This is a genomic window from Dokdonella koreensis DS-123 (assembly GCF_001632775.1).
GTDB lineage: Bacteria > Pseudomonadota > Gammaproteobacteria > Xanthomonadales > Rhodanobacteraceae > Dokdonella > Dokdonella koreensis.
Map to the genome: position 1 here is coordinate 4372877 of NZ_CP015249.1, position 20716 is coordinate 4393592.

13 protein-coding genes and 1 pseudogene are annotated in these 20716 nt (G+C 71.9%); 3 read left to right on the top strand and 11 right to left on the bottom strand.

The window, feature by feature from the left end; translation table 11 throughout:
• Positions 1-28: 28 nt before the first annotated feature.
• The 4 genes from I596_RS17705 to grxD all read right to left on the bottom strand — a co-directional run bounded on the left by I596_RS17705 (position 29) and on the right by grxD (position 6157).
• Positions 29-1189, bottom strand: a complete 1161-nt coding sequence (locus I596_RS17705) for a trans-sulfuration enzyme family protein (RefSeq protein ID WP_067651051.1) — start codon at positions 1187-1189, stop codon at positions 29-31.
• 121 nt (positions 1190-1310) lie between these two features.
• On the bottom strand, positions 1311-2195 hold the full coding sequence (locus I596_RS17710) for a UbiA prenyltransferase family protein (RefSeq protein WP_223303875.1): 885 nt from the start codon (positions 2193-2195) through the stop codon (positions 1311-1313).
• 17 nt (positions 2196-2212) lie between these two features.
• A complete protein-coding gene (locus I596_RS17715) occupies positions 2213-4930 on the bottom strand; it encodes a C25 family cysteine peptidase (protein ID WP_150132248.1) in 2718 nt (905 codons plus the stop codon).
• A gap of 312 nt (positions 4931-5242) precedes the next feature.
• Positions 5243-6157 carry a Grx4 family monothiol glutaredoxin gene (gene grxD, locus I596_RS17720; protein ID WP_067651064.1) on the bottom strand — a complete coding sequence of 305 codons (915 nt, stop codon included), beginning with the start codon at positions 6155-6157 and terminating at the stop codon, positions 5243-5245.
• Between the two features lie 352 nt (positions 6158-6509).
• On the opposite strand from grxD, the gene I596_RS17725 reads away from it, so the two are divergent.
• Entirely contained in the window at positions 6510-8555 is a 2046-nt protein-coding gene (locus I596_RS17725; protein WP_067651067.1) for an Ig-like domain-containing protein, read from the top strand.
• A 99-nt stretch (positions 8556-8654) separates the two neighbouring features.
• Here the strand turns inward: I596_RS17725 and I596_RS17730 are convergent, their stop codons facing one another.
• On the bottom strand, positions 8655-9284 hold the full coding sequence (locus tag I596_RS17730) for an SGNH/GDSL hydrolase family protein (RefSeq protein WP_223303876.1): 630 nt from the start codon (positions 9282-9284) through the stop codon (positions 8655-8657).
• Complete coding sequence (locus I596_RS17735; protein WP_067651073.1) at positions 9274-10518, bottom strand: aminotransferase class I/II-fold pyridoxal phosphate-dependent enzyme; 1245 nt, start codon at positions 10516-10518, stop codon at positions 9274-9276. The genes I596_RS17730 and I596_RS17735 overlap by 11 nt, the downstream gene beginning before the upstream one ends.
• Before the next feature lie 225 nt (positions 10519-10743).
• Here I596_RS17735 and rsgA point away from each other — a divergent pair, with 225 nt between their 5' ends.
• On the top strand, positions 10744-11823 hold the full coding sequence (rsgA, locus tag I596_RS17740) for a ribosome small subunit-dependent GTPase A (protein ID WP_067651076.1): 1080 nt from the start codon (positions 10744-10746) through the stop codon (positions 11821-11823).
• Positions 11824-11892: 69 nt separating this feature from the next.
• Here the strand turns inward: rsgA and I596_RS18865 are convergent, their stop codons facing one another.
• From I596_RS18865 to I596_RS17765, 5 genes and pseudogenes are all read right to left on the bottom strand, one after another.
• Positions 11893-13044 (bottom strand): hypothetical protein, encoded by a 1152-nt coding sequence (locus I596_RS18865; RefSeq protein WP_067651079.1) that lies wholly within the window; start codon positions 13042-13044, stop codon positions 11893-11895.
• A gap of 161 nt (positions 13045-13205) precedes the next feature.
• Entirely contained in the window at positions 13206-13613 is a 408-nt protein-coding gene (locus tag I596_RS19120) for a hypothetical protein (RefSeq protein WP_067651081.1), read from the bottom strand.
• A 1685-nt stretch (positions 13614-15298) separates the two neighbouring features.
• Positions 15299-15532 (bottom strand): annotated as a pseudogene (locus I596_RS19335) (winged helix-turn-helix domain-containing protein); the annotation flags it as partial.
• A 203-nt stretch (positions 15533-15735) separates the two neighbouring features.
• Entirely contained in the window at positions 15736-17586 is a 1851-nt protein-coding gene (locus I596_RS17760; protein WP_150132249.1) for a choice-of-anchor Q domain-containing protein, read from the bottom strand.
• Between the two features lie 152 nt (positions 17587-17738).
• On the bottom strand, positions 17739-20138 hold the full coding sequence (locus I596_RS17765; RefSeq protein ID WP_067651089.1) for a winged helix-turn-helix domain-containing protein: 2400 nt from the start codon (positions 20136-20138) through the stop codon (positions 17739-17741).
• Between the two features lie 172 nt (positions 20139-20310).
• Here I596_RS17765 and I596_RS17770 point away from each other — a divergent pair, with 172 nt between their 5' ends.
• Positions 20311-20682 carry a VOC family protein gene (locus I596_RS17770; protein WP_067651091.1) on the top strand — a complete coding sequence of 124 codons (372 nt, stop codon included), beginning with the start codon at positions 20311-20313 and terminating at the stop codon, positions 20680-20682.
• Positions 20683-20716 lie beyond the last annotated feature (34 nt).

Below are 20716 nucleotides of genomic sequence, written 5' to 3' on the forward strand. Positions count from 1 at the left end.
CATGCCTCCATCGCCGTGCCCCGTGTGTTCAGCCCAGCGCGGCCGCAAGCTCGTCACGCAGGTCGGCCAGATCCTCCACGCCGACCGACAGGCGCACCAGGCCGTCGCTGATGCCGAGCTTCTTGCGCTGCGCGGGCGGAATCGACGCGTGGGTCATGATCGCCGGGTGGTCGACCAGGCTCTCGACGCCGCCGAGCGATTCGGCCAGCGCGAACAGGTGGCAGCGCTCCAGCATCCGCCGCGCCTTGCGCAGGCCGCCCTTGACCTCGATCGTGACGATGCCGCCGTAGCCGTCCATCTGGCGCCGTGCCAGCCGGTGCTGCGGATGCGACGCCAGGCCCGGATAGATCACGCGCTCGATCGCCGGGTGCTTTTCCAGCCACTGGGCGAGCGCCAGCGCGTTCTCGCAGTGCGCGCGCATGCGCAGGTGCAGCGTCTTCAGGCCACGCAGGGCGAGGAATGCGTCGAACGGGCCGGCCACGGCCCCGACCGAGTTGTGCAGGAACGCCATCTGCTCGGCGAGCGCCGGATCGTCGCCGGCGACGACGATGCCGCCGACGATGTCCGAGTGGCCGTTGAGGTACTTGGTGGCCGAATGCAGCACCAGGTGGGCACCCCGTTCGAGCGGCCGCTGCAGGATCGGCGACGAAAACGTGTTGTCCACGACCAGGATCAGGCCGTGCTTGCGCGCGAACGCCGCAACCCGGTCCAGATCGACCAGCTTGAGCATCGGATTGGTCGGCGTCTCCACCCAGATCATCCGCGTGTTGGGCTTGAGCGCCGCGGCCAGCACCTTCGGGTCTGCGAGATCGACGAAGCTGAAGTCGAGCCCGGCCGACCGGCGTCGCACGCGCTCGAACAGGCGGTAGCTGCCGCCGTACAGATCGTCCATCGCGATGACGTGGCTGCCGCTGTCGAGCAGGTCCAGCACCGTGGCCGCGGCCGCCAGCCCCGACGCGAACGCATAGCCCTGGCGGCCACCCTCCAGGTCCGCCACGCAGCGCTCGTACGCCATGCGGGTGGGGTTCTGCGTGCGCGAGTACTCGTAGCCCTTGTGCACGCCCGGGCTGTCCTGGACGTAGGTCGAGGTGGCGTAGATCGGCACCATGATCGCGCCGGTCGACGGATCGGGGCTTTGGCCTGCGTGGATCGCGCGGGTGCCGATGGCGGAACGGCGTTTGTTCTTCATCGAGAATCGAACCCATGAGCCGCAGAGGCGGCGGCAAAGGCGAAGTATCGCATCACCCGGGGAAGCGCTGCATCGGCGGCCCGTCCAGGCCGCGCGGTCGCGCCACCGCCACCGTTCCGCTTCAGCCGTACAGGATCACGCCCAGCGTCGCCAGCCAGCCGGCGACCGCCAGCAGCAGCCAGCGATCGCGCAGGACCAGCCGGCTGGGATTGCCGCCGGCACCGCGCCGCAGCGCCAGCCACAGGTAGCGCAGCAGGCCGAGCGCCACCCACGGCGTCGACCACACCAGCGGATGCGCACCGTGGCGCGCCAGGACATCGGCCGACACGGTGTAGAGCACGTAGGCGCCGAGCGTCGCCAGCGCGACGGTGACCAGCGCCCGGTTGAGCGTTTCGAGCCGGTAGCCGCTGGCCGCGCGCGCCGCCGGATCGACCGATTGCGCCAGATCACCCTGGCGCTTGCCGAGTGCCAGCAGCAGGGCGACCAGGAACCCGACCACCACGATCCACGGCGTCAACGGGATGTCCGGTCCGACGCCGCCACCGACGATGCGCAGCAGGAATCCGGCCGCGAGCACGATGGCGTCGAGGTAGGCGACGCGCTTGAGCGCCAGGGTGTAGGCGACCTGCAGGCCGAGATAGAGCGCGATCACCACCACCAGCGGCCAGCCGTCGAAGGCCGCCACCGCCAGCGCCGCCGCTGCCGTCGAGATGGCGAAGATCCGCGCCTGGGGTGCGCCCAGCGCGCCGCGCGCCAGCGGCCGCAGCCGCTTCTCGGGATGACGGCGGTCGCGTTCGACGTCGACCAGATCGTTGCCGGCGTACACCGCCGAGGAGGCCAGGCAGAATGCCAGCACGGCGATCGCCGCGCCGCGCAGGGCGACCGGGTCGAACGCCGCATGGGCGAAGATCAGCGGCAGCAGTACGAAGCCGTTCTTGATCCACTGCTCCGGCCGTGCCAGCTCCAGCAGCGCCCGCAAGGGTCGGTCGCGGGCGCACACGGGCACGGAGGTCACCGCAGGCGCTAGTGGGCGGGAGCTGCCGCCGCCTTGGCCGGTGCGGCCGTGGCGGGCGTCGCCGGAACCGCGGACTTGGCGGCAGCGGCCGGCTCGGCCGGTTCGACCGGCGGCGCGTGCAGCACGAACGTGCCCAGGGCGTCCTTGCCGGTGACCAGGTCGTAGGCATAGGCGCGCAGCTTGGCCGGCTCGCCGTCGGGCAGCCGCGGGATCGGCAGCCGGAAGCGCGGCTGGTCGGTGCGATAGGTGCGGGTCGTCTGCTTCTTGCCGGTCGCGTCGACCCAGTCGACGACGACCTCGCCGTTGAAGCGCTGCATCGGCAGCGCCACCAGCAGGTCGCGGCTCCAGCGATCGCCGTCGCGCGCGATGTGCAACGGATCGCGCGGCAGCTCCATGACCAGCGCCGGATCGCCCAGCAGGTTGTACATCTCGACCAGGATCCGGTTGTTGATCGCGTTCTTGGCCTTGACGATGCCTTCGCCGATGGTCTGTCCCGGCTCCAGAATCTCGGTCATCAGCGCCTTGCTGAAGGCCGGCGACGGACTGTTGCGCCACGAAGCGGCGAACACCGCGACCGCGCCGCGGTCGGCCTCGCGCAGGAAGCGCTCGCCGATCGAGTCCTCGCTGGGGTTGTCGAACGGCGCCGAGTAGCAGGTCATCGACAGGATCACCGGCAGGCGCCCGCCGTTGCTGAGGTTGGACACGTCGTCGAGCGTGAACAGGTCGTGGTTCTTGCGCACGTCCGGCGCACCGGTGCGCCAGATGTAGCGGCCGCCGTGGCCGATGAAATGCACCAGCAGCTGGCCTTCGTTGAGTCCGTCGCGGATCGCCGACTGGTGCGCGACGTTGTGCTCCTCTTCCTTGTGCGCGTAGATGCGCGAGGTCGCGAAGCCCTGCTCGTCGAGAGAATTGGCCAGGTCGTCGGACAGGGTGTGGAAGTACTCGCTGTCGTCGGTGATCATCATCGCCTCGCGGCGCCAGCGGCCGACCGGCGGATTGGTCATGTAGTTGATCGTCTTGTTGACGATCGCGGTCACTTCCTCGGGCTTGACGACCGGGAAGCGCCCGACCGCCAGCACCGGCTTCCATTCCTGCTCGCCCCGGGGCAGCTTCTCGCGCCCGACGGTGACGAAGCCGTTGTCGCTGGCCGACTGGCCTTCCGGGGACGGGAACTGCCAGGTCGGAATCAGGTTGCTGTCTGCGAGCTTCTCGGTCCGGTTCGGATTGGACGTGCTGGCGATGCCGCCGAACTGGTTCGGGTACAGCAGCTCCATGTTCGTCCACTTCGCGTAGCGGCCGTCGTCGTAGGTGTCGTGACGGATGTCGAAGCTGGCCTTGCCCACCAGCAGCAGGAAGCGCGGCCGCGGCTCGGGCCATTCGTTCCACGCGGTATCGACCAGGTTGCGGATCGCCTGCGGATGGCTGATGCCGCCGTTGAACTGGTCGTAGGCCTCCTGCGGATCGATCATCGCGACCTTGAGTCCGCGCTGGCGATGGAACTCGGCCAGCGGGCGCACGGCGTCCATCAGCGAGGCATGGCTGACGATCAGGTAGTCATAGCCGTGTGCCGGAGCACGCCAGTCGGTGCCGTCCGCCGCCGCGCGCACCCGCACGGGAGCCGCGAGCTGGCCGTCCAGCGCCGGATACTGGTCCACGTCCACCGGTGCCGGGGCGAACCGGTAGCGGCCGTCGGCCAGTACCTCGCCGGGCCGGCGCACGCCGTCGTCGCCGAACAGCACCGGCGCACCGGCGCCCTGGAAGCGCAGCTCCTGGTCGGCGGCCGGCTGGTCGCGCACGGCCAGCGCGAAGACCCCGGCGTCGAGGTCGCCGGCGATCGGATAGCGCACCTCGGCCCAGTTGAACATCACGACGTCGACGACGTCGTTCTGCGGCTGCCACGGCACCGGGCGCTTGGGGATGCGCATCTCCAGCGTGTTGCCACGCTCCTCGAGCAGGCCCAGCGGAACCTTGACGTCCTTGCGTACCTCGTCGCGCTTGTCCCACTCCAATGCGGTCAGCAGCCGGCCGTTGACGCGCAGTTCCACGTGGTGGTCGGCCGGCTTGCTGCCCTTCAGGTTGTTGGGCGCGAACAGCGTGGACAGGCCACGGAAGTTCAGGGTCAGCGCGACATCGGGACCGCGCGCGGCCAGGTCCGGAAGGTCGAAGCTGGTGGTGAACGGTTGCGGGTCCACGTGCGTCAGCTTGGCCCACTGCCACACGTCCGGCTCCTGCCCCGGCTGCTGCTGGGACATGTCGAGCCGGATCATCAGGTTGTCCTGCTCCAGGTGCAGCGTGCGCTGCAGGCCGGCGAGGCCGGCCTTGCCGCCGGCCGGCGCCGCGTCGGCGATGCGCTTGTGCGGTCCGGGCGCCGCGCCGAGCAGGTAGACGTTGTTGATGCTGTAGGCGTCGTTCCAGCTTTCCGGTCCGTGCAGCTGGTGGCCGACCCATTCGATGCGGCTGCCGGGACCGAAGCGTCCGTCGGCGGCACCGACGACGCGGATCGGCACTTCGCCGTCGCGATGCTGCAGGACCAGGTCATCGGCCGCGCAGTCCGCCAGCCCCGGCTGCGCCGCGACCAGGGCGGCATGGTCGAGGGCATAGACCCCCGATTGCATGACTTCGATGTGCGCGCGCCCGGAACAGGCCCAGGCCGCGGCCGGCAGGGCGAACATCAGAAGACCGGCCAGGGACGGGCCGAGGTATCGAAGGCTGGACGACTTGCGCATGGAGACAACCGCTGCTGGGCCGCGTCGCGGCCGGGGTGAGGTATTCCGGGAAAATCCGAGTCCGTCCCGGAGATGGTCTTCCGCGACGGTGTCACGCCGGGTATGCGATCGCGCGCGGCAGCCGACCGATGTCGACGGCACGCGACCGGTGCGATCGACCCGCAAGGCTACCGGCCGGCGCCCGATGCGGCAACCGCCGCGGCCAGATGCCCCAGGACGATCGCAACCCGGGTCTTCTCGACAACGTCCCGCCGGCAGGGTTCCTCGCCGGCCGGTACAAGGGCGCGGCCGGCGACCGTCGCGACGGCCTCGTCAGTAGCGCGGGATCGACGGGTCGATCGCGCGGGACCAGGCGTCGATGCCGCCGGTGACGTTGTACAGGTCCCGAAAGCCGTGCTCGCGGAAGTGCTCGGCGGCCTGCCGGCTGGAATTGCCGTGGTGGCACAGGAAGGCGATCGGCGTGTCCTTGTCCAGGGCCGCCAGGCGGGCATGGGAGTCGGCGTCGAGCACCTCGGCGCCGGCGAACGGCGCCACGGCCCGGTCCGCGGCCGGCCGCACGTCGATCACCGTGATGTCCCCAGCCGCCAGCCGCTGCTGCAGGGCGTGCACGTCCAGGTCGCGCACGCCCTTGGGTGCCATCGGAAGCTGGATCGACAGGCCGCTGCCATGCGCGGTCTCGACCCAGTCGATGCGCGCGCCGTGCGCGCGCCGTGCGCTGGCGGCGTCGAAACGCACTTCCAGGCCGTTGGCATCGACGACGATGTCGCCGGCACCGGCTTCCCGGAACTGGAACTGCGGCTGGAAGCGCCCGTCGATGGCCAGGAACAGCCTGGCTTCGCCGGCGTCGGTCATCGCTTCCCGGATGGCCTCGACGGCACGGTCGGAGATCGCCAGGTCCGGCGGCGTCCGGTCCGGCTCCGGGCGGCCGAACAGCCGATGCAGCTCGCCGCTGTCGTAGAGGCCCTGGATGATGTCCGATCCGCCGACCAGCTCGCCATTGACGTACAGCTGCGGGATCGTGGGCCAGTTGCCGTAGTCCTTGATGCCTTGCCGAATCGCCTCGTCGGCCAGCACGTCCACGCCCAGGTAGTCCTCCAGCACGTCGTCGAGCCGCTCGACCGCGGCCGCCGAGAAGCCGCAGCGCGGCGCCTCGCGCGTGCCTTTCATGAACAGGACGACGGGATGGGCGGCCAGCAAGGCCTCGATACGGCTACGGACGGCGGACATCGGCAGATCCTCAGGGAGCGAAACGCCGGCGGATGATACGGCAGCGTGCCGTGCCCGTCGGCTTGGATTGAGAGGTAAGCTTGGCTCATAATCGTTTCAAGGGGTTAGCGTTCGTCGAGCAGAAGCGCAGCGCGCGTCTGCCCGGCGGCGCGCGCATCCGGCGCGGGAACCGGATGCACGCCCACCGCCGGCCATCGGGAATGGCCGGCGGGCACACCGGGCTTTGCCTGGTGCGGCGTGGCGCCTGCGGGAGGCGCGATGTGCGTCGATTCCTGTGGCTTCCGGTCCCTGCCGGATGCCGGGGGCAGTCCGTTTCCGGAACACGTACCGCAATCATTTCGAGAGGGAACCCATGAACCTGCGTCCACCGTCCTTGCTGTCCAGCCTCGCACTGTGCGGCTTGCTGGCCGCCTCCGCGGCCGCCCAACCTCCCGCCGATCCGGCGCCACCCCGCGGCGATGCCTCGGTACCGGTCACCTACGTCGGCACCAACGCGCGCGTGTCGCTCGGCATCGACGACGACGGCGACGTCCTCGGCGAGATCCTCGGGGTCTTCGGCAAGAAGGACGACCGCGCCTGGATCGGCCAGCTGTGGCTCGGCGACGGCGGGGCCGGCGGCGTGCAGATCGACTACCACTGGCTGTACGGCAAGACCACCGACGACGGCGTCGTCGACGGCAAGGGCGTGCTCAAGGTGTTCGCGGCCGGCGACCAGAACCGCTGGAAGGATCGCAAGGTCAGCCTGGGCCTGGGCCTGGAGAAGGAGAACTTCTTCATCGACGGCTACCTCAGCCATGCCGTCACCGACGAGCGCCTCGTCAACACGACCACCGGCGTCGTCGAGACGGTCATCCGCGGCAGCGACGCCAACGGCGACTATTCGCAGGTCGAGACGGTCGAGACCATCACGCGCTTCTTCGATCGTCCCTACGACAACGGTATCGGTGCGCGGTTCGGCCGCTACTTCGAGCAGCCGCTGCTGCGCCTGCGCGGCGGCCTGGACTACGAGCGCGGCAAGCACGACTCGGACCAGCAGACCTTCTCGATCGGCCTGGACAAGTACTTCCGCAACAGCGGCTTCAGCCTCTCGCTGGACGGCGAGTACCTGCGCAAGGACGGCAAGTTCGAGACCGACCGCGACGATACCCGCGGCTGGCTGATGCTGCGCTACGCGTTCGGCGGCGAGAGCTTCCGCCCGGTCGAGCCGTTCCGCGAAGTCGAGGTCCAGCGCCAGGTCGCCGACGCCGCCCCCGCACCGGAGCCGCAGCTGATCCGCAACGAGGTGCGCCTGGACGGTGACGCGTTCTTCGACTTCGACGCCTCCACCTTGCGCCCGGACGCGATCGCCGCGCTCGATGCGCTGCTGGCCAAGCTCGATTCGGACCAGCGCGTCAGCCGCATCGCGGTGGTGGGCCACACCGACTCGATCGGCAACGAGACCTACAACCAGCGGCTGTCCGAGCGCCGTGCCGACAGCGCGAAGGACTACCTGGCCTCGCGCGGGATCCCGGCCGACCAGATCGACGCGCGCGGCGAAGGCGAACTCAACCCGAGCTTCCCGAACGACACGCCGGCCAACCGGCAGAAGAACCGTCGCGTCGACGTCGAGTTCCTGACCATCGAGGAGACCGCCGCACCGGTCCCTGCGCCGGAGCCCCGGACCGTCGTCGAATGGGTGCGCGAGCCGGTGAAGGCCTCGCCGGCCTGGATCGACCGCGCCCTGCGCAACCCCGCGCAGCACAAGCGGACGGTGGACGTCTATCGCTACGAGGAGTCCAGCTCCACCACGACGCTGGGCCCGAAGGTCTACGACCCGCGGCCACCGCTGGCCCAGGACGACAGCGCCCAGGTCGCGCAGAACTCGAGCAACAACCTGATCGACGTGCTCGCCAACGACAGCAGCCCGGACGGCCACGCGCTGACGATCACCGCGGTCTCGACGCCGGCGCACGGCAGTGCGACCGTCGCCGGCACGGCGGTCAGCTACACGCCGGCCACCGGCTACACCGGAAGCGACAGCTTCACCTACACGGTCAGCGACGGCCACGGCGGCGTGGATACCGCGACCGTCAGCATCACCGTCACGTCCGGCGGCGGCGACGGCGCACCGATCACCACCACGTTCCGCGTCGGCGCGCTCAAGCGCGGCGAGGTCACGATCGACGTGCTGCGGCACGTCGTCTCGCCGGGCGGCTATGCGATGACGATCACCGACGTCCAGCACACCGGGCCGGGCCACGGCCAGGTATCGATCCTGCCCGACAGCCGCGTCCACTACCGGGCCCTTCCCGGCTACGTGGGCCTGGACTGGTTCGACTACACCGTGACCGATTCGCGCGGGATCTCCTCGACCGGTCGCGTCGAGGTCATGGTCACCCAGCTGCCCTGGGAACCCTGATGGATCCGGCCGGCGGACAGGCCCGACAGGGCGTGTCCGCCGGCACCGTCGATGCAGGCCGCCGCCGGCGCCACGCGCCGGCTCCGCGGCCGGTCCGGCTCAGCCGGCCAGCACCTTCCACGCGACCGGCTCGATCGTGTCGAGCCAGCGCAGGTACTGCGCGGCGGACGGATGCAGGCCGTCGTCGACCAGCAGGTCCGGCGCCGCACCGGCGCGGCGCGACGCGGTCGTGACGTCGGCATGGGGAACACCGGCCTGGGCCGCGATCTCCTCGACGGTCCGGTTGAACGTGTCGATCGCGGCGGCGATGCGCGCCGGATCGTGGTTCTTCTCGCGCGCGAACGGCGTCACGCCCCAGTCCGGGATCGAAACGACGAAGACGCGATCGGCGCGCCCGCCGGCCAGCGCCACCGCGCGCGCGAGCAGGGCGGCGAACTCGTCCCGGAAGTTGAAGATGCTGCGGCCGCGGTACTGGTTGTTGACGCCGATCAGCAGGCTGACCAGGTCGTACGGGGGCTGCAAGGCGGCTGCGTCGATGCCCGCTGCCAGCTCGTCGGTGGTCCAGCCGGTGGTGGCGACGATCCGCGGCGCGTCCAGGGCGATGCCGCGGGCACGCAGGCGCGCCGCCAGCACGACCGGCCAGCGCCCGTCCGCCGCGACGCCCTCGCCGATCGTGTAGGAATCCCCCAGTGCCAGGTAGCGCATGCCGGCCGGCCGTTCAGGCGACATGGCGCCGCGCATGGCCGCGCTCGGCGATCGCCTGCAGCGTGCGCTCGATGCGCCCGAAGACCTCGTCGATCACCGCCGGCTCCGGCAGCAGCGTCACGCGGAAATGCGTGCGATAGGGCACGTTGAAGCTCGATCCGGGTACCAGCAGCACGTTTTCGCGTTCGAGCAGCTCCAGCGCGAAGGCTTCGTCGTCGAAGCCCGGCAGCCGGTCCGGATCGACGCCCGGGAACGCATACAGCGCCGCGCGCGGCGCCACCATCTGCAGGAATTCGCTCGCGGCCACGCGGCGGCACAGGGCGGCGCGCGCCTCGTGCAGCCGGCCGCCCGGCGCGGTCAGGCCGGCAATCGCGCTCGGCCCTTCCAGCGCCGGCTGGATCGCCCATTGCGCCGGCACATTGGCGCACAGGCGCATCGACGCCAGCAGATCCAGCGCCATCAGCAGCTCGCGCACGCGCGCGTCGGCCCCGCTGACGGTCATCCAGCCGACCCGGTAGCCGCAGGCCAGGTGCACCTTGGACAAGCCGCCGTAGCTGATGCAGGGCACGTCGCCGGCCAGCGGCGCCAGCGGCACGAAGCGGGCGTCGTCGTAGAGGACGCTGTCGTAGATCTCGTCGGACAGCAGGATCAGGCCGTGGCGTGCGGCCAGCGCGACGATCGCCTCCAGGATCGGGCGCGGATAGACCGCGCCGGTCGGGTTGTTCGGGTTGATGAGCACGATCGCGCGCGTGCGCGGCGTGATCAGCGCGGCCATCCGCTCCGGATCGGGCAGGTGGTCCGCGGCGGCCGGGCACGGGTAGTGGACCGGCGTGCCGCCGTTGAGGAAGGTCGCGGCCGTCCAGAGCGGATAGTCCGGCGCCGGCACCAGCACCTCGTCACCCGGGTTGACGATCGCGCGGATGCTGAGATCGATCAGCTCGCTGACGCCGTTGCCGAGGAAGACCCGCTCGGCGTCCACCCGCGCGGACCCTTGCGCGCGCTGGACCACGGCGATCGCCTCGCGCGCGGCCAGCAGGCCCTGCTGGTGGCCGTAGGCTTCGCTGGCCGGCAGCGCGTCGGCGATCGCCTGGCGCAGGTGGGCCGGCACGCGGAAGCCGAACAATCCCGGATTGCCGATGTTGAGCCGGGTGATCGTCTCCCCGGCGGCCTCCAGTTCACGGGCCCGCCGGCTGAGCGGGCCGCGGATGTCGTAGCGGACTTCGTTGAGGCGGGAACTGGTGGCGATCGGACGATCCATGAGCCGCACGTAAGGGGATTCGGCGCGCCCGCAGGGCGCAGGAAAGGGCCATGCTAGCCGATACGCGGCGCTGCACAAGAGTCGTCCAGGCGCTGCCCCGATGCCGCCCCGCCGCTGCCCGCGACGCGCCCCGGATCGCCCGACGCGTGCCGGGAAGCTCCTTGCCGGGGCCGGGGCGCCGACGCGACTCGCCCGCCGTCCTCGACACGCTCTAGAATGCCGCCGATGCAGCTCTCCGCCGACCTGGAAGACCGCCTGGCCCGTATCGGCTGGCGCACGCTGGCCCTGCCGGACGATGCGCCCGCCGACGCGTTCCCGGCCCGGGTCAGCGCCCAGCACCGTGCCGGCTACCAGCTGGACGACGGCGCCGCCACCTTCAACGCCCAACCGGCGCCACGCTTCCTCAAGGCCGGCGCCGATCCGCTGGAGCGGCCCGCGGTCGGCGATTTCGTGCTGGTCGTTCCCGGCACGCCGCCGCAGATCGAGCGCGTGTTGCCGCGGCGCACCGTGCTCAGCCGCGCGGCGGCCGGTGAGCGCCACCAGCGCCAGATCATCGCCACCAATGTCGACCACGTCTTCGTCGTGACGGGCCTGGACGGGGATTTCAATCCGGCGCGCATCGAGCGCTACCTGCTGCTGGTCGCCGAGAGCGGGGCGTTGCCGGTGGTCGTGCTGACCAAGGCCGACCAGGCGCACGACGCGGCGGCCGCCATTGCCGAACTGCGCCGGCGCGTGCCGCCACCGGTCGAGATCCTGGCCGTCAACGCCAAGTCGCCCGACAGCGTCGCGCCGCTGCTGGCCTGGCTGCGACCGGGCGACAGCGCGGTCCTGGTCGGCTCCTCGGGCGCCGGCAAGTCGACCCTGACCAACAGCCTGCTCGGCCAGTCACGCCAGGCCACCGGCGCGGTGCGCGAGAACGACAGCCGCGGCCGCCACACCACCACGCATCGTGCGCTGCTGCGCCTGCCGTCCGGCGGCTGCCTGATCGACACGCCGGGCATGCGCGAGATCAAGCTCACCGGCGAGGAGAGCCTGGACGGCAGCCAGTTCGCCGACATCGAGGAACTGGCCCAGCGCTGCCGGTTCGGCGACTGCGCCCACGCCAGCGAGCCCGGTTGCGCGGTCCGCGCGGCCCTGGCCGAGGGCCGGCTCGACCCGGCGCGCTGGCAGAACTACCTCAAGCTGCGCGACGAACTGGCCGCCGCCGCCGACAGCCTCGAAGCGCAGCTGCGGCGCAAGAGCGAGGCGCGCGTGCTGACCAAGGCGCTCGGCCGGCGGCTCAACGAGAAGTACGGACACCGCTGAAGCGCCACCGCCGGCGATCCCGCCGCGCGGGCGGCACCGCAGCGGCGGCCGGCGAGCGGTAGGGCGCCGTTACGGGGTCGGATCGAAGCCGTCGGCGAAGATCGGATCGGTGACGATCGGCGTCAGCATGAAGCTGCCGATGCTGTTGTCGGCCAGCCGGCCGGTACCGACGATCACGCCGTGCGCGTTGATGGCCACGGCATTGGAGAAGCGCGTGAAGCCGGCAGTATCGTCGACGTGCTGGTACAGGTCGTAGGTCGTCCCGTCGATGTGCACCCAGGCGCGCAGGCCGGGGACGATGCCGCTGGCGGTGCCGATGCCGGCGGTGCCGACGATCACGCCGGCCGCGTTGATCGCGACGGCGCCGCCGTTGGTCTGGTCCAGCGTCGCGCCCGGGAGCTCGGTGAAGGTGCCGTCCTGCGCGAAGACCACCGGCACCAGCACCGGCTCGGTGACCGACAGGCCCAGGCCCACCGCGATGCCGGCGTCGTTGACCGCGACCGCGATGCTGGCGAAGTCCTCGGTCATCGGGCTCATCGGGAGCACCTCCGGCACGCCCACCTGGCCGGCCACCGCATGGATCGTGGAGCTGTGCAGGTTCCAGTGGCCGACCAAGCGGCCGGCATTGTTGAGGGCATTCCAGCGCGCCTGCTGGTCGGGCATCGTCTCGTCCGGCAGGCCGTAGTCGACCAGGCCGTCCTTCGCGGTCCAGACGAACGCGCGGCTCGGCGCGCCGGTGCCGAAGCCGCCCTTGCCGCCGGCGACGACGCCCTGGTCGTTGATGTCATTGGGCTCGGCCGACTCCCCGACGGCCTGGCTGATCACCGTGTACGGACCCGGCGCGGCGGCATCCCACAGGAGCGCCGCGATGCCACTGGAGAAATCGGTGGCGGTACCCACGATCTGGCCGGCATTGTTGATCGCCTTGGCGATGCCGTCGACGTCGACGCCGGGCGTCACCGCGAGCGGATGGGCACCGGCGCCGTCCCACAGCACCGGCACCCGCACGAAATCGGCGTTCTGGTAGTGACCGACCACCTGGCCGGCATCGTTGATGTCGGTGACGGTGACGTTGGCCGCGTCCGGCGCGGTGAGCACGGTCAGGTGGTACTGCGGCGCGGCACCGGCACCGGCGGCGGCGCAGACCAGCGCCAGCGCGAGGGCACGGCGCAGCGAACGGATCGTGACCGGGGTGATGGGCCGGGGAGAGGTCGCAGTCATGGGATAGGGCCTTCGAGCGCGGGAGGGAGAAACGCGGAGCCCGCAAGAGCGGTCCGCCGTGATGCCCCGACGATCCCGTCAATCGGACACGTCTGCATGTAAAAAGCCTGTATCGCGGATGTATCGACGCGATAGATCCGCGGTTCCGGGACCGGCGACGCTCACGGCAGGGCAGCCAGCCCGTCAGGCAAGGGCCGTTCGCCAGCCAGGCGCAGGGCGCGCTCGTGCGCCGCGGCCGCGACCGTGGTCTTGCCGAGCGCCTGGTAGACCTGGGCCTCGCTCCAGGCGGCCCGCAGGTCGCGGTCGGCCCAGGGCGCGATACGGCCGTTGACCGAGACCGCCTCCTCGACACGGCCCGCCGCCAGCAGCTGGTCGACATACGGCTGCCCGACCGCGACCAGTTCCTCGGGGATGCCGCGCCGCGCCGCGCGATCCATCGCGTCGGCGAACTGCGGCAGCGCCGCGTCCGGCCGGTTCTCGGCGACGGCCTGGCCGGCCTCGGCCAGTGCCGCGTAGACCCGGTCGGACTGGTTCGGATCGGCCTCGCTCCAGGCGCGCAGGCGGGCCACCTCGGCTCGCGCCGCATCGACGTCGCCGCCCCCTGCAGCCCGCGGATGCGCGTCAGCCACACCAGCGCGTAGTCCAGGCGGCTGCGCGTCTGCAGCTCCGGCGTCAGCGCGTCGGCCGCCAGTTCCGCCGCCCGGGCCGGCCGGCCGCGCGCCAGCGCGATGCGCGCGGAAAGACCGGTCGCCTGCAGCCGCAGCGCCGCATCCTCCACCGCGTCGGAGCCGTCGAAGATCCGGGCCACCAGCGTCTCGGACTCGTCGAGCCGGCCGCCGGCGGCCAGCGCGCGCGCCCGCGACAGCGTCAGCTCCCAGCGCTGGCGCTGGTTGCCGCCGTGCGCCTGGATCGGCCCGAAGCGCTCGCTGATCGCCAGTGCCGCGGCCGGATCGAGCAACTGCAGCTCGACGTCGACCTGGGCCGCCAGGGTCGCCGCCAGCGCATCCTCGGCGGCGAGCTGCTCGAAACGCTGGCCGGCGCTGCGCAGCAGCGGCAGGGCTGCCGCCGGCTGGCCGCGCTGCATCGCGTTCATGCCGAGGTTCAGGTCCACCGCCGCCACGCCGAACGCGTCATTGCGCAGTTCGTGCAGCGTGCGCGCACGGCCGTAGCTGATCGCCGCCGCTTCCAGCTGCATCCGCTGGCTGGCGACGCCGCCGATGCCGATGTAGGCGCGGGCGAGCACCCCCGGCTCGTCGGCGTCCTCGGTCAACGCGATCGACTCGGCGTAGGCGGCCTCCGCCGCGTCGATGCGCCCGAGCCGGAAGTACGTGGCGCCCAGCGTGTTCAGCGCACGCGCCCGCAGCACCGGCCCATCACCCGCCGGCAGGCGTTCGAGCAAGGCCTCCACCTGCCGGCGGCAGGCTTCGTACTCGCCGGAGAAGAACTCGATCGACGCGCGGCTGAGCGCGATCTCGGGGCGGTCCTGCAACGCCGACGCGGCGCCGGCGATCAGGGCCCGCGCGACATCCAGCTGCCCGGCCAGCACGGCGGCGTTGACCCGCCGCTGCAGCGTCTCCTGGGCCAGGGACGCATCGCCGGACACGTCCGCCGGCGGCGTGTGGCCGAGCTTTATCAGCAGCTCGTCAGCCGCCTCGCGCGCCGCCTTCACCGCATCGTCCGCGCGGGTCTCGACGAGGACCGTGCGCGTGCCGTCGCGCGCCTCGATGCGGACCGTCCAGGCGCCGTTGGCCTGCACCGCCTTCGGGCGGATCAGCCAGCGCGCCAGGTCGTGCCGCGCGCCGACCGCCGCCTCGCCGCCCTGCGCCTTGATCAGGGCGACGACCGTCTCGCCCGGTGCCGTCGCGAAGTTCCCGCGTTGCAGGTGACTGGAGACCAGGTCCATCAGGCCCAGCCGCAGCCAGCGCCAATCCTCGGGTGCATCGACCTCCGCCGGCAGCACCAGGGCCGCCAGCGGCGCCGGAGTCGCCGCGACCGGATCCGCCTTCCGGTGCAGCCACCATCCCCCTGCCGCCAGCATCAGCGCGAGGACCGCGGCCAGGCCGGCGAAGACGGCGCGGCGGCGCCACCGGGAAGCGGGTGCGGCCGTTCCGCTCGCGCCCGCAGCCGGCGGACCGGCATCGACCGGCGCGGCGCCCGGCTCCGATACCCCTTCGACCGTTCCGTCCATGACCCAGCGATAGCCCAGCCGCGGCACGGTGCGGATGATGCGCTGGTCGTTGCCGGTGTCGCCGAGCAGCCGGCGCAGGCGCATGACGGCGTGATTGAGCGAAACCTCGCTGACGTCGACCCGCCCCCACACCGCCGCCGCCAGCTCGTCGCGGCCGACCGGCCGGTCACGGTGCCGGATCAGGTGGATCAGGCAGTCGATCGTGCTGAGCGGGAGGCTGATGCGGCGCTCGTCCTCGAACAGCTCGCGCGCCTGCGCATCGAGCCGGAAGCGGCCGAACCGATAGACCGGAATACTCATGCCGACAGGTTAGCAGCCTGCCGGAACCGCCCGTGCCACCTTTTGCCGCGCGACACGCGCCCGGTGCGAGATCACCGGACGCGTCGTCTCGATCGCGAACACCCCGGGCCCGCGCCCGTCAGGCCGTCGAGAAACCGCCTGCCGGCGCGATCCAGGAAAGGACCGCTCGTTCCCACCAACGTGCCAGCGGCCGGGCGCGCGTTCTAGGGTTCGAAATCGTCGCGGAACAGCACGTCGTCGTTGACGACCGGCTGCAGCTCCAGCGCGCCGATGTCCACGCCCGCGCCGTACTCGCGCAGGTACGCACCACCGCGCTGATCGGTGGCGAGCCCGGTCGCATTGGTGCCGGCGTCGATCGCAGGGCTCGTCTCGGCCAGCGCATGGCTGAGGGTCGGGCCGCCGTTGTCGGCCAGCGGCAGCAGCTGCGGGTCGAGCGTGATCGTGTCGGCCGGCATCTGCGCCGGTGCGCCGCCGGCGTTGTCGATCAGGTTGTGCGAGCCGGCGATCGCCTTCGGGAACAGCCACACCTGGTTGGCCTGGCCATTGGTCGTGTTGGCCGAAACGATCGAACTGGTCAGCTCGACCTGCTCGGTATAGGAGTCGCCGCTGATGCCGGCGCCGCGCCGCGTGGCCTGGTTGAACGCGACCGTGCTGTTGCTGAAGCGCACGCGGCCGCCGCTGACCATGACGCCGCCGCCCTCGCGGCCGGCGTTGCCGGAGATCGTGCTGTTGACGATCATCGAGTCGGCCGGCGCGTACTCCATGTAGAGCAGGGCCAGGCCACCGCCGTCGGCGCCGGCGGTGTTGCCGGTGATGCTGCTCGCCATCAGGTTGACGGTCGCGCCGAACGAAAGGATGCCGCCACCGCCTTCGTCGGTGCCGCCCTCGTTGCCGGCGCTGTTGCCGATGACCCGGGTGCGCTCGAGCGATACCGTGCCTTGCCCCGGGGCGATCATGCCGCCGCCGGCCGAGGCGGCGCGATTGCCGCTGATCGTGCTGTCGAGGATCTCGACCGTGGTGCCGGTGCCGGTGAAGCGCAGACCGCCGCCGCCGCCGTAGTGGCCCGGCGAGGTGACGACGTTGTCGAGCACATCGATGCGGCTCAGGCTGCCGCCGCCGCGCGCCCAGATGCCGCCGCCCTGCGGCGCACAGACGCCGCACTGGCTCTCGGCGGTGTTCTCGGCGATGCGCGTGCCGTCCATGTCCAGCGTCACCAGCGGCGCGCTGCCGCCGCGCGCACCGGCCGCGATGCCGCCGCCGAACACCTCGTAGCTGTCGGAGAACGCGATGTTGCCGCTGATCGTGCTGTCGATCAGCTGGGCGTCGCCGCCGACGCGCAGGCCGCCGCCTTCGGTGATGTTGCCGAACATGTTGCCGCCGCTGACCGTATGGCTGTGCGCGCGGTTGTCGACGAACCGGCTGCGCGTGGCGAGCAGCGTGCCGTCCACGGCCAGGCCGCCGCCGCGCACCAGCAGGTTGCCGTCGGCGACGTTGCCGACGAACTCGGCATCGGTCAGCGTGGCGTTGCCGGCCACCGCCGCGCCGCCGCCGCGGGTGTTCTCCACGCTCGCTTCGGCGGCCCTGCAGTCGCTGACCGCGACGTCGCTCAGCGTCAGGTTGCCGGCGGTCAGCAGGCAGCCGCCGTCGCCGGCGCTCTTGCCGTGCGTGAGGGTCAGGCCGGTCAACGACAGCGTCCCGGTGCCGCTGTGGTCGAAGATGCGGTCGCTGTCGCCGCCGCTGATCGCGAGCGCCTTGCGGCCCGGACCGGTCAGGCGCAGATCGGCGGCGGTCACGGGGATGGCGCCGCTGGTCAGCGTGATCGTGCCGCAGGCCAGACCCGACAGGTCGATCTCGGCACCGCTCGACGCCGCGGCGACCGCCGCACGCAGGCTGCCGGCACCCGCGTCGTCACAGTTCTCGACGAGGACCGCGCCGCCGGCCGGTGCGGCGACGGCAGCAGCGGCCGGCGCCAGCAGCGCGGAGGCCAGGCAGAGGGCCAGGGGGTGGGGCCGCAGCATCTGCCGGGGAGAGGACGGACTACGCGTTGCGCTCATCGAGAACTCCGAAACGGTCGGGAAAGCCCCGCGCGGCGGACCGCCGGGGGAGACCGACCGAGCATGGCCCGGTGCACCGGGCGGCACCATGCCGAGGCTGTTCCGGTTCTGTTCGGCGGCCGTTCGGACGTGATTCGGCGCGGTGGCGGCCGTCACGACCCGTTGCCGAGCGCCGGCTCGCTGCCGGGCGCGCGCAGCAGCGCTGCCGGGATCGGCCGTTCCCCGGCCAGCCGGCGGGCGGTCGCCAGCGCATCGCGCCAGGCATCGGCCCGGCCGAGCGCGTGGTACAGCCGGACCTCCAGCAGGGCCGCATCGAAATCGACGTCGGCATAGCGGGCCGCCATCCCGACGACCGTGCTGGCCTGGGCCAGGTCGCCCTGCGCCAGCAGGAATCCGGCATAGGCCTCCACCACCCGGCCCGCCGTATTGGCGGCACCGCGCTGGCGCGCGAGGTCCATCGCCTGCGCATACAGGGTCCGGGCCTCGCCGGACCGGCCTTCGGCGGCCGCTTGCCCGGCCTCTGCCAGCATGGCGTCGAGCCGGACCATCGGATCGCCGGTGGTGGCCGCCCAGGCGCGGAACGCGCGCACCTCCTCAGCCGCCTCGGGCAGGCGTCCGAGAACCCGCAGCGCCTGGGTGGCGATCCGCCAGCCGGTCGCGCGCGACCGGTCGAACTCCGGACCCGGCAGGTGCGGCAGCGCCTGCCGCGCCAGCAGCAATGCGGTCTCGGTCTCGCCGAGACGAAGGTCCAGGCCGGCCAGGCTGACCTGGGCGATCGCCCGCTGCGGCCAGTCGCGGCTGGCGTCGGCCTCGCGGATCATCTCGTCGAGCAGGATGCGCGCCTCGCCGAGCCGGCCGTTTTCTTCCAGCGCGCCGGCGCGCTGGTGGCGGAACAGGTTGCGCACGTCGCGATCCTGCACGCGCCCCAGGTACGACCAGCCCTGGTCGCTCGCCGCCAGCGCCGACGCCGGCTGCAGCAGCGCCAGGTGCGCGCCGATCTGGTTGGCCAGCGAGATCATGAGCTCGTCGATCAGGCCAAAGCGCTCGAACTGGCGCGCCGCCCGCTGCTGGATCGGCAATGCTTCGGCCTGGCGTCCCTGCGCCATCTCCAGCGTGCTCTCGTTGCTGTCCACGCGCGCCAGCAGCAGCGGATCGCCGGCCAGGCTCAGCGCGATGCGCGCGCGCGCGAAATCGGCCTGGGCCAGCGCATGGCGCTGCATGCGCGCATGGATCACGCCGCGGTCGTTGTAGGTGTGCCCGAGCAGCGCCGGCTGGTTGCGCGTCTCGAGCAAGGCGATCGCACGGTCGCAGGCGGCCAGCCCCGCATCCATCTGGCCGAGCCGGTTCAGCGCGATGCACAGGCCGTCCTGCACGCGCGCATGCAGCACCGGATCGGTCTCGGCGGACACGTCCGCCAGCAGTGCATCCAATGCGGCACGCCCCTCGGCGAAGCGGCCGGTGCGCAGGTCGACCAGCGCGCCACGCAGGCGCACGGCCGGCAGGTCGCGCAACGCGGGCGCCGCACCCTCGATCAGCGCCCGTGCCCCGGCCGTATCGTCCGCCAGCCGCGCCGCGTCGATGCGCTGGACCAGCTCCGTCGCCGACAGCTCCATCGCCGCCGCCGGCGTCGGCACCGACCGCCCGAACTGGCCGAGCAGCCGCTCGACCACGGTGTCGCCGGCCGCGATCGCGCTGTCGGCTTCCGCCTGCAGCGGCCGTCGTGTGCCGTCCGGCTCGATCAGGTCGGCGTGGACCACCCAGCCCTTGCCGGTGCGGCGCACCGCCGGAAGCACCAGATGACGCACGTCCAGCGCCACCCGCACCGCAGCGATCGCCGCCTCGCCCTCGACGCCCGGCCGCACCAGCCGGACGATGCCGTCGCTGGCCAGCACCGGCAGTCCGGCCGTGCGCAGCCGTGTCGCGATCAGGTCCATCAGGCCCAGGCGCAGCCAGGCGTCATCGTCCGTCGCGAACACTTCGGCCGGCAGCACCGCGATCGCGTCGCCCGGCAGGCCGTCGGCGGCGCGCGCCACCGTCGCGGGCGCTTCCGGCGGCGCCTCCGGCGGGCGGATGCGCAGCCAGGCCAGCCCCGCCACCACGGCCAGCCCGAGCACCAGCGCAGCCAGCAGCCACCGGCGGGAATCGCTGCGCGACGGCCGCACCGGTGTCGGGACGTCGGCCGGTGCAGCCAGGTCGATCGCCTCGCCCGCGATCGCCGGCGCCGGCACCGCGTCCTCGACGGTGACCGGGCCTACCCAGTGATAGCCGAAGCGCGGCACCGTGCGCAGCAGCGCCTGGGTTTCGGCGCTGTCGCCGACCGCGCGGCGCGCCGCCAGGATCGCCTTGCCGAGCATCGTGTCGCTGACGCTGGCCTTGCCCCAGACCGCCGCGACCAGTTCGTCGCGGCCGACCGCGCGGTCGCGGTGCTCGACCAGGTAGGCGATGCAGTCGAACACGGTCGGCGGCAGGTCCACCCGTACGCGGTCGCGCCGCAGCTCGCGCGCGGCGATGTCGAGGCTGCACTCGCCGAAATGGTGGACGCGCCGGTTCATGTCGGCAGGGTAGCGTCCGCGCCGGGGCGGGAAAAGCGCGGCCGCGCCTTCCGGGCCTCACGGCATCGTCATATCCGCTCCGCACGGCCGGGCGTACCCTAGCGCGGCGGACCGCCCCGGGCCTTCGACCGGGTCGGCCGCTTCCCCTGACCTGGCCGCAAGGAGACGTCCGATGTCCAGCAATCCCGTCGGTTGGTTCGAGATCTATGTGCAGGACATGGCCCGCGCCAAGGCGTTCTACGAGGCCGTCTTCGCCGTGACGTTCGAGCGGCTCAACAGTCCCGAGATCGAGATGTGGGCGTTCCCGATGGACATGGACCGCTACGGCGCCGGCGGCGCCCTGGTTCGCATGCCCGGTGTTCCCTCGGGCGGCAACAGCACCCTGGTCTACTTCAGTTGCGAGGATTGCGCCGTCGAAGCCAGCCGTGTCGCCGCGGCCGGCGGACGCATCGCGCGCGACAAGCTCTCGATCGGCGAGTACGGCTTCATCGTGCTGGCGCACGACAGCGAGGGCAACCTGATCGGGCTGCACTCGCTGCGCTGATACCGCCGCCGCGTTCCCCCTCGCGCACCGCGCT